Raw genomic sequence first — 16563 nt, forward strand, 5'->3', positions numbered from 1 at the left:
TTCGTTTACCTGCAAAATTAAAGACATGACTAACTTTTTCCATTTTTTGCTGGCGCTGATAGTGATCCTCGCGCTGGCCTGGCTGGTGAGTTTCGACCGCCGGCACATTCGTTTTCGCTTCATCCTGCAATTAATTGTTATTGAACTGGCGCTGGCGTGGTTTTTCCTGCACGCGCAAAGCGGGTTAACGCTGATTAAATACGTTTCCGGCTTCTTTGAAGCGCTGCTGAAATTCGCGGGCGAAGGCACCAGCTTTGTCTTCGGCGGGATGAGCGAGAAAGGGCTGGCCTTTATCTTCCTCGGCGTGCTGTGCCCTATCGTCTTTATTTCCGCGCTGATCGGCATTTTGCAACACTGGCGCATTCTGCCCATCTTTATTCGTTTGATAGGCACATTGCTGTCAAAACTGAACGGCATGGGCAAACTGGAGTCGTTTAACGCCGTCAGCTCGCTGATCCTCGGCCAGTCGGAAAACTTTATTGCTTATAAAGGTATCCTCGCCGATCTCTCCTCTCGCCGCATGTTCACCATGGCAGCAACAGCGATGTCGACGGTGTCGTTGTCGATTGTCGGCGCGTATATGACTATGCTGGATGCAAAATATGTGGTTGCCGCGCTGATCCTCAATATGTTCAGCACTTTTATTGTGCTGTCGGTAATTAACCCGACGCGCCCGGAAGCGGAAGCCGAGGTCAAGCTGGAAAAGCTCCACGAATCGCAAAGCTTCTTTGAGATGCTCGGTGAGTACATCCTCGCGGGTTTCAAAGTAGCGATGATTATTCTGGCGATGCTGATTGGCTTTATTGCGCTGATTAGCGCCATTAATGCCCTCTTCTCCGCCTTGTTCGGTATCAGCTTCCAGCAAATCCTCGGTTATGTGTTTTACCCGCTGGCATGGCTGATTGGCATCCCGCTGAGCGATGCGCTGCACGCGGGCAGCATTATGGCGACCAAGCTGGTGGCGAATGAATTTGTGGCGATGATTGAGCTGCAAAAAATCGCCGCGCAGATGACGCCGCGCGGGCTGGGTATTCTTTCCGTGTTCCTGGTATCGTTCGCCAACTTTGCCTCGATCGGTATTGTGGCGGGGGCAATTAAAGGGTTAAACGAGCAACAGGGGAATGCAGTTTCCCGCTTTGGTTTGCGCTTAGTGTACGGCGCAACGCTGGTGAGTTTGCTTTCGGCGGCTTTCGCAGGCGCGGTGTTGTAATTTACTGGCCCACTTCGCGCAAGTGGGCCATAACATCAGAATTGCACACAGACCGGCTGATCGACACGCATCACCGATTCCTGGGCAAAGCGTGATTTGTAGATCTCACGCAGCGCATCGATTTTCGCATCACTTTGCGCATCCACACTGTGGATCAGCATCAGCGCCTTGCTTGGCTCCTTCGACACCTTCCCGTTGCTACTCAGCCACTGTCCCTGCGCATCAAATGTGGTCAACCCATCGCGAAAACGCGGCGTGACATCGTTATCCACATACTGCTGCCACTCCTGCGCGGTAATCGCTTTACCGCCCTGGCGGGTCAAGCCGTAATAGAGCGTGGTTTGCTGCATCTGATTTTCAGCTTTGCAGGTTTGCGCGGCCGCTCCCGGGTGTTTTGCCGCCGGCGAAACGCAACCCGCCAGTAAACCTGCCATCACCAGTGCAGTGAACCCTGTCTTTAACGTCATGTTGTTATCCTCATTGTTATTTGTTGTGAGATAACAGCGTAATTACAATTATTTAGCAATAAAAAAACCCGCCGCAGCGGGTTTTTCATAAGAGATAATTTATTCAGCCTGTAAACGCGATGGCGGCGCAGAGCGGTAATGCGCATCCGCCTCGGCAAAACGCTGCTGCATCTGCGCGGACGGCGCTTTGCCCAGCAGGCTAAACACCACAATGCCGATACTGCCGAAAACGAAGCCCGGAATGATTTCATACAGATCCAGCCAGGCGTAGTGTTTCCAGACAATCACCGTCACCGCACCGATGATCATCCCGGCCAGCGCACCGTTACGCGTCATGCGTGACCACATGACCGAGAACAGCACCACCGGACCAAACGCCGCCCCGAAGCCCGCCCAGGCGTAGCTCACCAGGCCGAGCACGCGGTTTTCCGGATTCGCCGCCAGCGCAATCGCCACCAGCGCCACCAGCAACACCATCGCGCGCCCTACCCATACCAGCTCGCGCTGGCTTGCGCCTTTATGCAAAAACGCTTTGTAGAAATCTTCGGTAATCGCGCTGGAGCACACCAGCAACTGGCAGCTCAGCGTCGACATCACCGCGGCGAGGATCGCCGACAACAGCACCCCGGCAATCCACGGGTTGAACAGAACCTGCGCCAGTTCGATAAATACGCGCTCGGCATTCTGGTTAACGGCTCCCGCCACAGACGGATGCTCATTAAAATAAGCGATGCCGAAGAAGCCCACAGCGACCGCGCCTGCCAGGCACAGGATCATCCACGTCATACTGATGCGACGCGCATGGACAATGGTGTGATGGGAATCCGCCGCCATAAAACGCGCCAGAATATGCGGCTGGCCGAAATAACCCAGTCCCCAGCCCATCAGCGAGACGATGGCGACAAAATTCAGGCCTTTCAGCATATCGACGTTTTCAATGCTTTTTTGCTTGATCACGTCCAGCGAATCACCAAAACCGCCAACGGAAATAATGACAATCACCGGCGTCAGGATCAGCGCGAAAATCATCAGGCTGGCCTGCACCGTATCGGTCCAGCTGATCGCCAGGAAGCCGCCAATAAAGGTGTAAATGATCGTCGCAGCGGCACCAGCCCACAGGGCGGTTTCGTAACTCATACCGAAGGTGCTTTCAAACAGACGCGCGCCGGCAACAATACCGGAAGCACAATAGATGGTGAAAAACACCAGAATCACCACCGCCGAGATAATCCGCAGCAGGCGGCTGTTATCTTCAAAACGGCCGGTGAAATAGTCCGGCAAGGTCAGCGCGTTATTGTTCACCTCGGTGTGGACACGCAAACGTCCGGCCACCAGTTTCCAGTTAATCCACGCGCCCAGCGTCAGGCCAATGGCGATCCAGCTTTCAGAGATCCCCGAGATAAAAATCGCGCCCGGCAGCCCCATCAGCAGCCAGCCACTCATATCCGATGCCCCCGCCGACAGCGCAGTGACCAGCGGCCCAAGGCTGCGGCCCCCCAGAATATAGTCATCGAAGTTTTTCGTCGAACGCCAGGCGACGAAACCGATAAGTATCATGCCAAAGATATAAACAAGAAAAGTCACCAGCATTGGTGTGCTCATTGCCATTAAAAAGTCTCCAGGATTCTTCGTCGGCAAAGACTGTTTGCCGCTTTTGTCCAGCGCCGGAACGGGGCGATGGGGCGTTTAGATTATTTGAAGCGCCCGTATCCTGCCGGATGCCTCACTTATTCACAATTGATTTAACACAGCATTTACATCAAATTCATCCCGACTCTGATAGCAATTTCCTATAGGTTGCACTCTGTCACACTTTCAAAGGTTGCACCTTTAAAAAGTGTTATCTGCCGCATAAAACCTGCTTTGCCAGCGAATTGTTCAGCGCCTTTAGCAATAACCAGCCGTTAACATCTCATTCATTTTCTACCTTGCCAGCCAGGTCACATTTAACAAGGTTGCACAAAGTTGCAACATGATGGATATTTCAGCCTGAACCGCAAAACCACGTAAAAAACAGGAGCAAAGCATGGGCACCACCACCATGGGGGTCAAGCTTGATGACGCAACACGCGAAAGGATCAAAGCCGCCGCGGCGACCATCGACCGCACACCGCACTGGCTGATTAAACAAGCCATCTTCAATTTTCTGGAAAAGCTGGAAAACAACGAAGGCCTGCCGGAACTGGCGACCGCATCCGCCACCGCGCAGGAAGACGAAAGTGCCGTTGTGGTTGATGACAGCCACCAGCCGTTTCTCGATTTTGCCGAGCAGATCCTGCCGCAGTCAGTTTCCCGCGCCGCGATCACCGGCGCATGGCGCTGGGCGGAAACCGATGCGGTGCCGATGTTGCTGGAACAAGCCCGCCTGCCGCAACCGGTGGCGGAAAATGCCCATAAGCTGGCTTATCAGTTAGCGGAAAAACTGCGTAACCAGAAAACCGCCTCCGGCCGCGCTGGCATGGTGCAAAGCCTGTTACAGGAGTTTTCCCTCTCCTCGCAGGAAGGCGTGGCGCTCATGTGTCTGGCCGAAGCGTTACTGCGTATTCCCGACAAAGCCACCCGCGATGCGCTGATCCGCGACAAAATCAGCAACGGTAACTGGCAGTCACACATTGGGCGCAGCCCGTCGCTGTTCGTCAATGCCGCCACCTGGGGGCTGCTGTTTACTGGCCGTCTGGTCTCCACGCACAACGAAGCCAATCTCTCGCATTCGCTGAATCGTATTATTGGCAAAAGCGGTGAGCCGCTGATCCGCAAAGGCGTGGATATGGCAATGCGCCTGATGGGCGAACAGTTCGTCACCGGCGAAACGATCGCCGAAGCGCTGGCCAACGCGCGCAAGCTGGAAGAGAAAGGTTTCCGTTACTCCTACGACATGCTCGGCGAAGCGGCACTCACCGCAGCCGATGCGCAGGCGTATATGGTGTCGTACCAGCAGGCGATCCACGCCATTGGCAAAGCCTCCAACGGGCGCGGCATTTATGAAGGGCCAGGGATTTCCATTAAGTTATCTGCCCTGCACCCGCGCTACAGCCGTGCGCAATACGACCGCGTGATGGATGAACTCTATCCGCGCCTGAAATCCCTCACCTTGCTGGCACGCCAGTATGACATCGGCATTAATATTGACGCCGAAGAGGCCGATCGTCTGGAGATTTCCCTCGATCTGCTGGAAAAACTCTGTTTCGAGCCGGAACTGGCAGGCTGGAACGGCATCGGTTTTGTTATTCAGGCCTACCAGAAGCGCTGCCCGTTTGTGATTGATTATCTTGTGGATCTGGCGACACGTAGCCGTCGTCGTCTGATGATCCGTCTGGTAAAAGGCGCTTACTGGGACAGCGAAATCAAGCGCGCGCAAATGGAAGGGCTGGAAGGCTACCCGGTTTATACCCGCAAGGTATACACCGATGTTTCATACCTCGCCTGCGCGAAAAAATTACTCGCGGTGCCGAACCTGATCTATCCGCAGTTCGCTACTCACAATGCCCATACGCTGGCAGCTATTTACCAGCTTGCCGGGCAAAACTACTATCCGGGCCAGTACGAATTCCAGTGCCTGCACGGCATGGGCGAACCGTTGTATGAGCAAGTCGTAGGGAAAGTGGCCGATGGCAAACTGAACCGCCCGTGCCGCATTTATGCGCCGGTGGGCACCCACGAAACACTGCTGGCGTATCTGGTGCGCCGCCTGCTGGAAAACGGCGCGAATACCTCGTTCGTCAACCGCATCGCCGACAACACGCTGCCGCTGGACGCGCTGGTTGCCGATCCGGTGAGCGAAGTGGAAAAGATCGCCGCCCAGGAAGGCCAGGTCGGTTTACCGCACCCGAAAATCGCCCTGCCCCGCGCACTGTATGGCGAAGGACGAATCAATGCCGCTGGCCTCGATCTGGCGAACGAACACCGTCTGGCCTCGCTCTCCTCCTCGCTGCTCGCCAGCGCGGCGCAGAAATGGTACGCCCGCCCGACGCTGGAACAGGTGGTCATGGACGGCGAACCCGTCGCGGTCGTTAACCCTGCCGAACCGAAAGACACCGTTGGTTATGTGGTGGAAGCCAGCGAAGCGCAGGTTAATCAGGCGCTGGAAAACGCCGTTAATCACGCGCCAATCTGGTTTGCCACACCGCCGCAGGAGCGCGCCGCCATTCTTCAGCGTGCCGCGGTGCTGATGGAAGACCAAATGCAGTCGTTGATTGGCATTCTGGTGCGTGAAGCGGGTAAAACCTTCAGCAACGCCATTGCCGAAGTGCGCGAAGCGGTCGATTTCCTGCGCTACTACGCAGGCCAGGTCAGTGCGGATTTCGATAATGAAACGCACCGTCCGCTGGGGCCGGTAGTCTGTATCAGCCCGTGGAACTTCCCGCTGGCGATTTTCACCGGCCAGATTGCCGCAGCGTTAGCGGCGGGCAACAGCGTGCTGGCAAAACCTGCCGAACAGACTCCGCTGATTGCCGCTCAGGGCGTGGCTATTCTGCTGGAAGCCGGTGTTCCGGCGGGGGTTTTACAGTTATTGCCAGGGCGTGGCGAAACCGTAGGCGCGCAGCTGACCGCCGATCCGCGCGTGCGTGGCGTGATGTTTACCGGCTCCACCGACGTGGCGACGCTGCTGCAACGCAGTATCGCCACGCGTCTCGATGCCCAGGGTCGCCCGACGCCTCTTATCGCTGAAACCGGCGGGATGAACGCGATGATTGTCGACTCCTCCGCGCTTACCGAACAGGTGGTTATCGATGTGCTGGCCTCCGCGTTTGATAGCGCAGGCCAGCGCTGTTCAGCCCTGCGCGTGCTCTGCTTACAGGATGACATTGCCGATCACACGCTGACCATGCTGCGCGGCGCGATGGCGGAGTGTCGCATGGGTAACCCAGGCCGACTGACCACCGATATCGGCCCGGTGATCGATGCCGACGCGAAAGCGAATATCGAGAAACATATTCAGGCCATGCAGGCCAAAGGGCGCAAGGTGTACCAGGCTGTGCGTGAAAACAGTGAAGATGCGCGTGAATGGCGCACCGGCACCTTTGTCGCGCCAACGCTGATTGAACTGGAGAGCTTTGACGAGCTGAAAAAAGAGGTCTTCGGCCCGGTGCTGCACGTTGTCCGTTATCACCGTAACCAGTTGGATCAGTTAATCGCGCAGATTAACGCCTCCGGCTATGGTCTGACGCTCGGCGTTCATACCCGTATCGATGAAACCATCGCCCAGGTCACCGGCAATGCCCATGTCGGTAACCTGTATGTGAACCGCAATATGGTGGGCGCTGTGGTAGGTGTGCAGCCATTTGGCGGTGAAGGGTTGTCCGGCACCGGGCCGAAAGCTGGCGGGCCGCTCTATCTTTACCGCCTGTTAGGCAGCCGACCGGAAAACGCGGTGCAGAAAACGCTGGCCCGTCACGACGCGCAGCATCCGCTGGATGCGCAGCTGAAAGCATCACTCTTGCAGCCGCTGGAAGCATTACGCGCATGGGCAAAAGATCGTCCAGCGCTGCAACAGCTCTGCGCGCATTATGGCGAGCTGGCGCAAACCGGAACACAACGCCTGCTGCAAGGCCCGACGGGTGAACGCAACAGCTGGACGCTGGTACCGCGCGAGCGGGTGCTCTGCGTGGCGGATAACGAGCAGGACGCGCTGGTGCAACTGGCGGCGGTCATCGCCTGCGGCAGTCAACTGCTGTGGCCGGACGATACGCTGCACCGCGATATGGCAAAACAGTTGCCGGAAAGCGTCAGCAAACGTATCCAGTTTGCCAAAGCCGATGCGTTAATGGCGCAGACGTTTGATGCGGTGATTTTCCATGGTGACTCCGACCAACTGGTGGCGCTGTGCGAAAACGTCGCCGCACGAAATGGCGCGATTGTGTCGGTTCAGGGCTTTGCACGCGGTGAAACCAACATCACGCTCGAACGTCTGTGGGTGGAACGCTCGTTGAGCGTCAACACTGCCGCTGCCGGTGGCAACGCCAGCCTGATGACGATTGGCTGAAGCTGTCCTCTCCCTGAAAAACAGTCTGGTAATAACAACAAAAAAGCGCCTTACGGCGCTTTTTTTCTGAGCGTCAATCCAACATCCCCGCCGGGATGTACCGACAGTAACGTCTCTTTTGAATAACCACTTTCGCTCATCAGGCAGGCGCAGGCGGCATCGAAAATCGCCAGCGTCAGCACGATGGAAGTGGTCGCCAGCATATTAAGCGGATCAATTTCGCGCTGCACGCCGGTGGAAATCACCAGCCGCGCGGCCTGGGCGATAGCGGAATCCGGGTTTTCCGTCACGCTAATCAGCGGCACACCCTTTTGCGCAAGCCCTGGCAACAGCCGCGTTAATTCGTCGGAATTCCCGCCGCGCGACAGCATAATCACCAGATCATGGCGATCGAGAAACCCCAAATCACCGTGCGCGGCATCCGTGGCATTCAGATAGATAGCCGGGCGTTCGACGCACGCCAGCATATGGGCAATCTTGCGTGCCGCAATGCCGGATGTTCCTACGCCGGTGACCGCGATTTTGCCACGACAGCCACGCAGCTCTGCCATTAACTTATTCCACAGCGCGTCGTTAAGATGGTGGCTTAACGCCGCCATCTCTTCGCTATAGATTTGCCAGGCGCCGCAGGCCTGACGCCAGCTATCGCTCATGCCTCCTCCTGCATCAGTTGGCGGTATTTCATGTGATCCTGGTACATCGCATGGAAGACGGTGTATTTGCGATCGTAATACTGCTTGATGCGATTAGTCTGCGGCGTCACCGTCTTGCCAATGCGGCTCATCGCCGACATCGCTTCCGGGAAAGTGTCAAACACGCCCGCCGCCACGGTGCCCATCATTGCCCCGCCGAGCAGCATCGCTTCGCTCTCTTCCGGCAGCAACATCGCGCAACCGGTGGCATTTGCATGCTCCTGAACAAAGATCGGGTTTTTGGTGCCACCGCCGCTCGCCATTACCGTGTCGATGCTGTAGCCGCTCTGATTCATTGTTTCAATAATATGCCGCGTCCCGAGGGCAATCGCCTGGATGGTCGCCAGATAATGCAGCGCCATATCCTCCGGTGTACGCGACAGTTTCAACCCGCTGATCACCCCGGTTAATGTCGGGTTCGCACGCGGCGAACGGTTACCGTGGAAGTACGGCAGAATGTGAATATCACGCGTTAAAAACGCGATGTTTTCCGGCTCGCCCGCCATCTTGCGCAGCAGCGCATTCAGCACTTCATAGATGGTTTGCCCTTGCGCTTTTGCCTGGGCGAGCAGCGTTTCGTAGCACGGATGGGACTGGATAATATGGTCAATTAATGCCCCGGTCGCCGACTGCCCGCCCTCATTCAGCCAGTAACCCGGCAGCACTGCCGAGAAGTAAGGCCCCCACACGCCGCCGATAAAGCGTGCCTGCGGTGAGATCGCCATATGGCCGGTAGAGGTACCGCCAATCAGCGCGATACGCCGATCGAAATCCGCCATTTCCCCCGAAGGCCCACTGGCGCCGAGCGTTCCCAGCGTGCCTGCGTGGGCATCGATAATCGACACGCTGACCGCCGTGCCGGGCATCAACCCCATTTCGGTTGCTGCGCGCTGCGTCAGTCCGCGCCCCAGCGGCTCACCCATGGTTTTCACGTAGCGGCCAATTTTCTCCGCGTCATGCTCCAGCAAATCCTCAAGGCCAATCTGGCGGAAATAACTGGTGTCCCACTTATCCTCATGGCCCATATATGTCCACTTGCACACCGTGGAGCAAAGTGAACGGGTATCATCGCCGGTCGCCCGCCAGGTGAGAAAATCCGGCAGGTCGAAGTAATACCCGGCATTGGCCCAGGTGTTCGGCATGTGCTGTTTTAGCCACAGCAGTTTCGGCGTTTGCATCTCCGGCGAGATGATCCCGCCCACGTAATCCAGCACCCGGTGGTGCGTGGCGTTGATACGGTTCGCCTGTGAGATAGCACGGTGATCCATCCACACGATAATGTTCTGCTCACTGCGCCCGGAAGGACTAATGGTCAGCGGGTTGCCCTCTTTGTCGAGCACCACCAGCGAACAGGTCGCGTCAAAACCGAGGCCTTTAACCTGAATCGGATTAATGTCCGCCTGGTTCACCGCATCGCGTACCGCGTTGCACACCGCCTGCCAGATATTGTCGGAAGATTGCTCCACAAAGTCGGCCTGCGGGCGGTAAATTTCAATCGCCCTGCTCGCCTGGCTGACCATTCTGCCGGTCAAATCAAAGACGCCTGCACGTGCGCTGCCGGTGCCAACATCCACACCAATAAAGTAGCTCGCCATTCTTTTTCTCCCGCTCTCAGGCTTTTCGATTTTGTAATGCGATAAAGAGGATCAGCACCGCGCCCCAGAGCGCCATCGTCAGATAACTGCTGATACCCAACAAATTAAAGCCACTCTCCAGCATCTGCAGTACCACCAGCGCCAGCACCAGCCCCAGCACGCGGCCAAAACCGCCGTCCGGGTTAATGCCGCCCAGCACCGACGCCAGAATGGTCACCAGAAGATAAGACTCACCGTAGCCCGCTTTCGCCGAATTGAACTTTGCCATCATCAAAATGGCGGCCGCCCAGCCCAACAGTGCGGAGATGATATAGACCGAAATCTGTACGCGAACGGTATTCACACCGCTGTAGCGGGTGGCCTGCTCGTTTGAACCAACCAGATAAAGGCTGCGCCCGAGCGTCGTGTGTTCGAGTAACACCCACAGCAGCAACGCAACGAAAATAAACAGCAACAACGCAACCGGGATGCCAAGCAGTGTGGCGTTGCCAAGGAACTGAATAGCCGCCGGAAAACCGGAGATGACCGTGCCATTTGAGAACAGAATATTCAGCCCGGAAATCAGCGTCATGGTGCCAAGGGTTGCCAGAATTGGCGAAACGCCAATCCACGCCACCAGCGCACCGTTCAGCGCGCCAATCGCCACTGCCACCAGCAGACCGGCGAGTAACGCCAGCGCCAGGAACAGCGGGTTATCCGGGTGGCTGACAATCACCGCCGCCATCACCAGCGAACAGGCGTTCGCACTGGCAATGATCGACAGATTAATGCCGCCGGTCAGCATGGTGATGCCCATGCCCAGCGCCAGCATGCCCAGAATCGGCAACTGCGAGCCAATCGACTGGAAGTTAGCGATGCTGAAAAAACGGCTGCCGAGCAGCGCAGAGAAAACCAGCGCCACGACGATGATAATCACGCATTGCAAGCGGATGATGGCATCACCGGGCAGAATTCGGACGATGGATTTCATCTTATAACTCCCTCGCAAGTTTGCGTTTTTCGTTCCACGCGGTGGCGCTAATGCTCACCAGAATAATCGCGCCGCTAAACACCGTGTGCCAGTAAGAGGAGACGCCCAGCAGCGTTAAGCCATTCTGCAGAAAGGCCAGCAGCACAACGCCCAGTAGCGTACCGGTCAGCGTACCGCGCCCACCGGACATGCTGGTACCGCCAAGCACCACCGCCGCCAGTACCGTCAGCTCAAACCCCAGCAGCGAGTTGGGCGCAACAGACTGGGTAATTTGCGCCTGCACTACGGCCGCGACGCCTGCGAGAATGCCCATAAAACCGTAGACGTAGAAGTGCAGCTTCAGCAGGTTCAACCCAAGGCGTGACGCGGCATCACGGTTGCCGCCCATGGCATAAATCTGGCGGCCCAGCCGGGTGTAGTTCATTAACACGGCAGTCAGAATGATGGTCGCGCCCAGACACAGCAGCGGCAGCGTCAGTCCATAGTCATATCCATCGGCGGCGGTGAACGAGAACCAGTTGATGCCGTTCATAAACCAGTCCGGAAAACCGTACAGCCACGTCCCTTTGGTGGCATACACCAGCAGGCCGTAGTAAACATTCAGCGTGGCAATGGTAATGATGATGGCAGGCACGCGCAGCCAGTAAACCAGGAAGCCGTTGACCAGGCCCAGCAGCAGCCCGACCGCCATCGACAGCCCTAACGCCAGCGCGAAATTACCACCGTGGGCAATCACCCAACTGGCCATGGCGTATTGGGCAATGGCGGTCATCGCCGGAAACGAAATGTCGATGCCGCCGGAAATCAGCACCACAAACAGTCCGCAGGCCAGAATCCCGAGGATGGCGTAGCTGGTGGCGACATCTGTCAGGTTGCCGAGGGAGAGAAACTCATCGGTACGCACGCTGAGAAATATCGCCAGCGCGATCACCAACAGCCCCAGCCAGAATTCATGTTGCCCGACAAGGCGGGAAAAGGACGTGTTACGCATTGACCACCCCGGCAATTTCCTGCTCTGTGCAATGGTGCGGATTAAATTCGGCCACCAGTTCTCCCTGACGCATCACCAGCACGCGATGGCTGTTGTAGTAAGCCTCCGGGATTTCGTCACAAATCATCAGCACCGCCATCCCCTGCTCCGCCAGCTGGCGGGCAATCTGGTAAATGCCCTCTTTGTTGGCGATGTCTACGCCAACCGTGGGCGAATCCAGGATCAGAATGCGCGGCTGCGTGGCAACCCATTTAGCGATGGCGATACGCTGCGCGTTGCCGCCGGAGAGCGTTTTCACCGGCAACTGTGCATCGGAGACTTTGATATTCAGCTCGCGGATCAGATCGGCCACCAGTTGCCCGGCTTTCGCGTGATCAAGCAACCCGCTGCGTGTGTGCAGCTTGTCGAACACCGTGACGATGGTGTTGTCATAAATCGACTGTTCCATGATCAACCCCTGCGTCAGCCGGTCTTCTGACACATAACCAATGCCGTGACGAATCGCGTCATGGTTGTTACGCAGTTTCACCGGCGTGCCATTGATGCGGATCTCGCCATCTTCCGGTTTGGTCATACCAAACAGACTCATGCACAGTTCGGTACGCCCGGCGCCTAAAAGGCCAACAATCGACACAATTTCGCCGCTGCGCAGCGCCAGATTGATATCACGATATTTACCTTTGCGGCTGAGATGGCGCAGCTCCAGCATGGGCAATTGATCCACCGGTGGTTTTTCCGGCAGCGGGCTATAGTGAAAACGCTGGCCGGTCATCAGATACGCCAGCTCGTGGCTATCCAGTTCGCTTGCCGGCCAGGTACCAATCAATTTGCCGTCGCGCATCACGCTGATACGATCGGCCACTTCCATCACTTCATCCAGACGGTGGCTGACAAACACCACGCAAATACCGGCGGCTTTCAGTTCATTGACCACGCGCAGCAAGCCATTCACTTCCTGGCGGGTAAGCGACGCGGTGGGTTCATCCATAATTACCAGCCGGGCATCGGCGGCAATCGCGCGGCAAATCGCCACCAACTGGCGGTCGGCAATAGAGAGTTTTTCTACTTTTTTATCCGGATCGAGGCGCACGCCAATGCGCGCCATCGCCGCCAGCGCCTGGGTTCGCATCGCGCAACGACGCACCCAGATATCGCCTCCGGGGAGGTAGCGGTGAATGGCGATATTTTCCGCCACGCTAAAATTAGGAAACAGCGACAGATCCTGGTAGATAACCTGAATCCCGTAGTGCGCTGAAAGCTGCGGCGTGAGCTGGTGGAAAAGCTTGCCGTCGAGCGCGATGTTAGCGCCCTTTTCCGGGTGATAAACACCGGAGATAACTTTGATGATAGTGCTCTTTCCGCAGCCGTTTTGCCCCGCCAGACAGTGAACTTCGCCTTTCTCCAGCGTTAAATTCACATTATCCAGCGCCAGCACGCCCGGGAATCGCTTGCTGATATTCTCAAGAGTGATAAATGCGGTGGTGTCGGTCATCGACAATACCTCTGCCAGCGCCCGGGATGGGCGCGAGGTTAAAATCTGCGGCGGAAGAGGCCGGCCTGACGGCCGGCATTCCGGTTCCCTGGTGTGGCCTGAAAGGCTCAGAAACCGAGTGATTGTGCGTTATCTTTGGTCACTTCGAGGATCTTATTAAAACGGATCACTTTCTTATTCATATCAACATCGGCTTTGCCCAACCCATCGATAGTCAGATCGGGCGTCACTTCTTTTCCTTGCAGCAACTGATCGGCGACAGTCACCAGCGCGAAACCGGCGTCACGCGGATCCCACAGCAGCGCTTTTTTGATGTCGCCACGCATCAGATACGGTGCGGCCTGGCCCGGCATCGCGATGCCCACTACTGCCAGTTTGTCTTTTGCACGTTTCTTCTGTACGGCTTGCCCGGCGCCAATCGGCCCCAGCGAACCAAAGCCAATCACCCCTTTCATTTGCGGGTAGGTTTTCATTAAATCGAGGGTGGTGGCATAGGATTTGTCGATGCTTTCGGCAACCGGCAAACGCGAGGTCACTTCGAACATATCCGGGTATTTCTCTTTTTGATATTTGATCGCGTAGTCAGCCCAGGCATTGTGCAGCGGCACCGTCAGCGAGCCGACATAAATGGCGTAACCGCCTTTACCGCCCATATCTTTTGCCAGTTCATCGACGTTGGCCTGCGCATATTTTTCGCTGTCGATGGTTTCGATATCCCACTGACCAATTTGCTGATCCGGCGATTCATGCGTCAGTACCACAATGCCTTTGTCACGGGCCTTTTTCAGCACCGGCTCCAGCACCTTCGCATCGTTCGGCACCACGATGATGGCGTTGACGTTTTTGGCGATCAGATCTTCAATCACTTTCACTTGCTGCGCCGGATCCGGCGTTGATGGCCCGGTCTGGTACGCATTGACGTCCAGTTTTTTCGCCGCTTCGTTGACCCCGGTTTCCATGCGGTTAAACCATGGAATACCGGTAACTTTGGCAACCACCGCGATCTCATATTTTTGTGCCGCAAACGCCTGGCCGGAAACCATGCTGGCAGAAATGAGGGCTGCGCTGAGTAATGCGAGTTTGAATTTCATAGTTGTACCTTTCTTGAGGACAGAGGAAAGTCGCGGAAGGGAGGTTAGCAACGAAGGGAAGAGGCAAAACACTGCTAATTTTAAAAATGTGATATACGCCCAAATAAGTTAAATTGACGATCCATTATTGTTAATTATAAGTTAAATACGCACGAAGATTCTCCAATAGCAGCGCAAACAGTGTTAAATTCAACCTATAAATAAACATATCATTAACAATACATTTTCATTTCCAGCTTTGTGGCAGATGTTTTTACATGGCAAAACCGCATCTCAGCCGCCAGAAGTTTTTAAAATTGAGAACTGAAACGAGCAAGGCAACAACGCCAATAGCAACATTTTCAGCGTAAACGATACTCACCCGCCAGCAGTGGCGATAACCTTGTATTCCCTGCGGCTTAATGAATAACGGAGTGTCACGATGCGCTATGCGGCTGAACTGGAAGCACTGCTTCGTGCCGATTCACAGCGAATGGCGGTACTGGCAATGGTGCAGGCAACGCACGAAGGGTGCTGGACTGGTGCCGGATTTATACGCGATGCGGTTTGGGATCAATTGCACGGTTTTACGCCGCGACCGCATACCGCAGATGTGGATGTTATCTGGCATGAGCCTGCGGACACGCGCGCTGAACGTGATGCCGGGCTGGAGGCACAGTTGCGTCTGCGCTCGGGTGATGTTGCCTGGTCGGTCAAAAATCAGGCGCGTATGCACACGCGTAATGGCGATGCGCAGTACGCCTCGCTTGACGAAGCCCTTTGGCACTGGCCGGAAACGGCGACAGCCGTCGCGGTACGTTTAGACAAAGAGGATCGCCTCGCGATTATCGCCCCTTTTGGGCTGGCGGATTTATTCTGCTTGCGTCTGCAACCGACACCCCGTTTTCAGCACGAGAAGCGGCACCTTTTCGACCAGCGGGTTGATGAAAAACGCTGGCTGACACGCTATCCAAAACTCCAGCTGTGCGGGTGACTTTCGCGAAGGGCTATGTTAATAAAAGCGCTGGTTCAACGCCTTGCGAAATAAGGGGAAGTGATGAAAACGCGTATGCTGGCGCTGGCGGCGCTGTTACTCAGCAGCCCGGTTCTGGCCGATGAGTGCGATAACGCCTCCACACAATCTCAGCTCAACAGCTGTACCGCTGGTCAATACCAGGCCGCGGATAAGAAACTTAATCAAACCTTCCAGGCCGCGCTTAAACGCGCGACGCCGCCGCAAGCGGCGATGCTGAAAAAAGCGCAGCAGAGCTGGATAACCCTGCGCGACAGCGACTGCGCGTTTGTCAGTTCTGGCGTGGAGGGCGGCAGTGCCCAGCCGATGGTGCAAAACCAGTGCCTGACAGATAAAACCAACGAACGTGAAGCCTGGCTGGCATCGCTGCTGCAATGTGGCGAAGGTGATCTGAGCTGCCCATTACCGCCGGGCCATTAACGCACGCGGATGCCTTCGATGATCATATGCTGAACGTTTTCCACCGCGCGCTGAAAGAAAGCCTCATCCTGCAGGGTCGAGCCGGTGACCGCTTCCACCTGGGTTGCGAAATCGGCGTAATGCTGCGTTGAGGCCCAAATCATAAAGATAAGATGATGCGGGTCGACAGCGGCGAGTTTGCCGCTGGCTACCCAGCCCGCAATAATCGCCGATTTATCGTCAATTAAGGTTTTCAAACTGCCGGTCAGTTCCGCTTTCAGCAGCGGCGCGCCCTGGAGCATCTCCTGGCAAAACAGTTTTGATGCCTGGGGATGGTCGCGCGAAACTTCCATCTTTAAACGGATGTATTCGCGAATGGCCGCCAGCGGTGCGAAATCCTCGCGAAACGCTTTCAGCGGCGCTAACCAGATATCGAGGATCTGGCGCAACACGGCGATATAAAGCGCCTCTTTCGACGGGTAGTAATAAAGCAAATTGGTCTTCGATACGCCCGCCAGCTCCGCTACCTGTTCGAGGCGCGCGCCATGAAAACCAAGCCGGGAAAAGAGCTCCAGTGCTGCGGTTAAAATCGCCTGCCGCTTTTCACTCACCGCGCGCTTGCGTTTGCTCGCGCCACTCGCTGCATCCTGTGCCATCACTC

The 16563-nt window shown here is 56.2% G+C and carries 13 protein-coding genes; 4 read left to right on the forward strand and 9 right to left on the reverse strand.

The window, feature by feature from the left end; all coding sequences use genetic code 11:
* Window positions 1-25 precede the first annotated feature (25 nt).
* Window positions 26-1210 (forward strand): NupC/NupG family nucleoside CNT transporter, encoded by a 1185-nt coding sequence (locus O3S68_RS08715; RefSeq protein ID WP_020457321.1) that lies wholly within the window; start codon window positions 26-28, stop codon window positions 1208-1210.
* A gap of 35 nt (window positions 1211-1245) precedes the next feature.
* Here the strand turns inward: O3S68_RS08715 and O3S68_RS08720 are convergent, their stop codons facing one another.
* Together O3S68_RS08720 and putP are read right to left on the reverse strand one after the other, a co-directional pair.
* Entirely contained in the window at window positions 1246-1677 is a 432-nt protein-coding gene (locus O3S68_RS08720) for a DUF3574 domain-containing protein (protein WP_269231300.1), read from the reverse strand.
* A 99-nt stretch (window positions 1678-1776) separates the two neighbouring features.
* Window positions 1777-3285, reverse strand: a complete 1509-nt coding sequence (putP, locus tag O3S68_RS08725; RefSeq protein ID WP_269231301.1) for a sodium/proline symporter PutP — start codon at window positions 3283-3285, stop codon at window positions 1777-1779.
* Window positions 3286-3703: 418 nt separating this feature from the next.
* Between putP and putA the strand changes: the two genes are divergently transcribed.
* The gene (gene putA, locus O3S68_RS08730; protein ID WP_269231302.1) at window positions 3704-7660 is read left to right on the forward strand and encodes a trifunctional transcriptional regulator/proline dehydrogenase/L-glutamate gamma-semialdehyde dehydrogenase; all 3957 of its coding nucleotides are present in this window, start codon (window positions 3704-3706) and stop codon (window positions 7658-7660) included.
* Window positions 7661-7710: 50 nt separating this feature from the next.
* Here the strand turns inward: putA and O3S68_RS08735 are convergent, their stop codons facing one another.
* The 6 genes from O3S68_RS08735 to O3S68_RS08760 all read right to left on the reverse strand — a co-directional run bounded on the left by O3S68_RS08735 (window position 7711) and on the right by O3S68_RS08760 (window position 14491).
* Entirely contained in the window at window positions 7711-8313 is a 603-nt protein-coding gene (locus tag O3S68_RS08735) for a KpsF/GutQ family sugar-phosphate isomerase (RefSeq protein ID WP_269231303.1), read from the reverse strand.
* On the reverse strand, window positions 8310-9947 hold the full coding sequence (locus O3S68_RS08740; RefSeq protein ID WP_269231304.1) for an FGGY-family carbohydrate kinase: 1638 nt from the start codon (window positions 9945-9947) through the stop codon (window positions 8310-8312). Before O3S68_RS08740 ends, O3S68_RS08735 begins: the two co-directional genes overlap by 4 nt.
* Before the next feature lie 16 nt (window positions 9948-9963).
* Window positions 9964-10917, reverse strand: a complete 954-nt coding sequence (locus tag O3S68_RS08745; RefSeq protein ID WP_020457315.1) for an ABC transporter permease — start codon at window positions 10915-10917, stop codon at window positions 9964-9966.
* Window position 10918: 1 nt separating this feature from the next.
* Window positions 10919-11908, reverse strand: a complete 990-nt coding sequence (locus O3S68_RS08750) for an ABC transporter permease (protein WP_097407818.1) — start codon at window positions 11906-11908, stop codon at window positions 10919-10921.
* Entirely contained in the window at window positions 11901-13400 is a 1500-nt protein-coding gene (locus O3S68_RS08755; RefSeq protein WP_269231305.1) for a sugar ABC transporter ATP-binding protein, read from the reverse strand. The genes O3S68_RS08750 and O3S68_RS08755 overlap by 8 nt, the downstream gene beginning before the upstream one ends.
* Before the next feature lie 107 nt (window positions 13401-13507).
* Window positions 13508-14491, reverse strand: a complete 984-nt coding sequence (locus O3S68_RS08760; protein ID WP_017456273.1) for an autoinducer 2 ABC transporter substrate-binding protein — start codon at window positions 14489-14491, stop codon at window positions 13508-13510.
* Window positions 14492-14912: 421 nt separating this feature from the next.
* On the opposite strand from O3S68_RS08760, the gene O3S68_RS08765 reads away from it, so the two are divergent.
* Both O3S68_RS08765 and O3S68_RS08770 read left to right on the forward strand, forming a co-directional pair.
* Complete coding sequence (locus O3S68_RS08765; RefSeq protein ID WP_269231306.1) at window positions 14913-15464, forward strand: nucleotidyltransferase family protein; 552 nt, start codon at window positions 14913-14915, stop codon at window positions 15462-15464.
* Window positions 15465-15527: 63 nt separating this feature from the next.
* On the forward strand, window positions 15528-15923 hold the full coding sequence (locus tag O3S68_RS08770; protein ID WP_045506835.1) for a lysozyme inhibitor LprI family protein: 396 nt from the start codon (window positions 15528-15530) through the stop codon (window positions 15921-15923).
* Here the strand turns inward: O3S68_RS08770 and rutR are convergent.
* Window positions 15920-16558: an HTH-type transcriptional regulator RutR gene (gene rutR, locus O3S68_RS08775; protein WP_269231307.1), complete on the reverse strand. Its 639-nt coding sequence runs from the start codon at window positions 16556-16558 to the stop codon at window positions 15920-15922. The two genes, O3S68_RS08770 and rutR, sit on opposite strands and share 4 nt — an antisense overlap.
* Window positions 16559-16563: the final 5 nt, after the last annotated feature.

Origin of the sequence: Kosakonia sp. SOY2, from assembly GCF_027109175.1 — a bacterium.
Lineage (GTDB): Bacteria > Pseudomonadota > Gammaproteobacteria > Enterobacterales > Enterobacteriaceae > Kosakonia.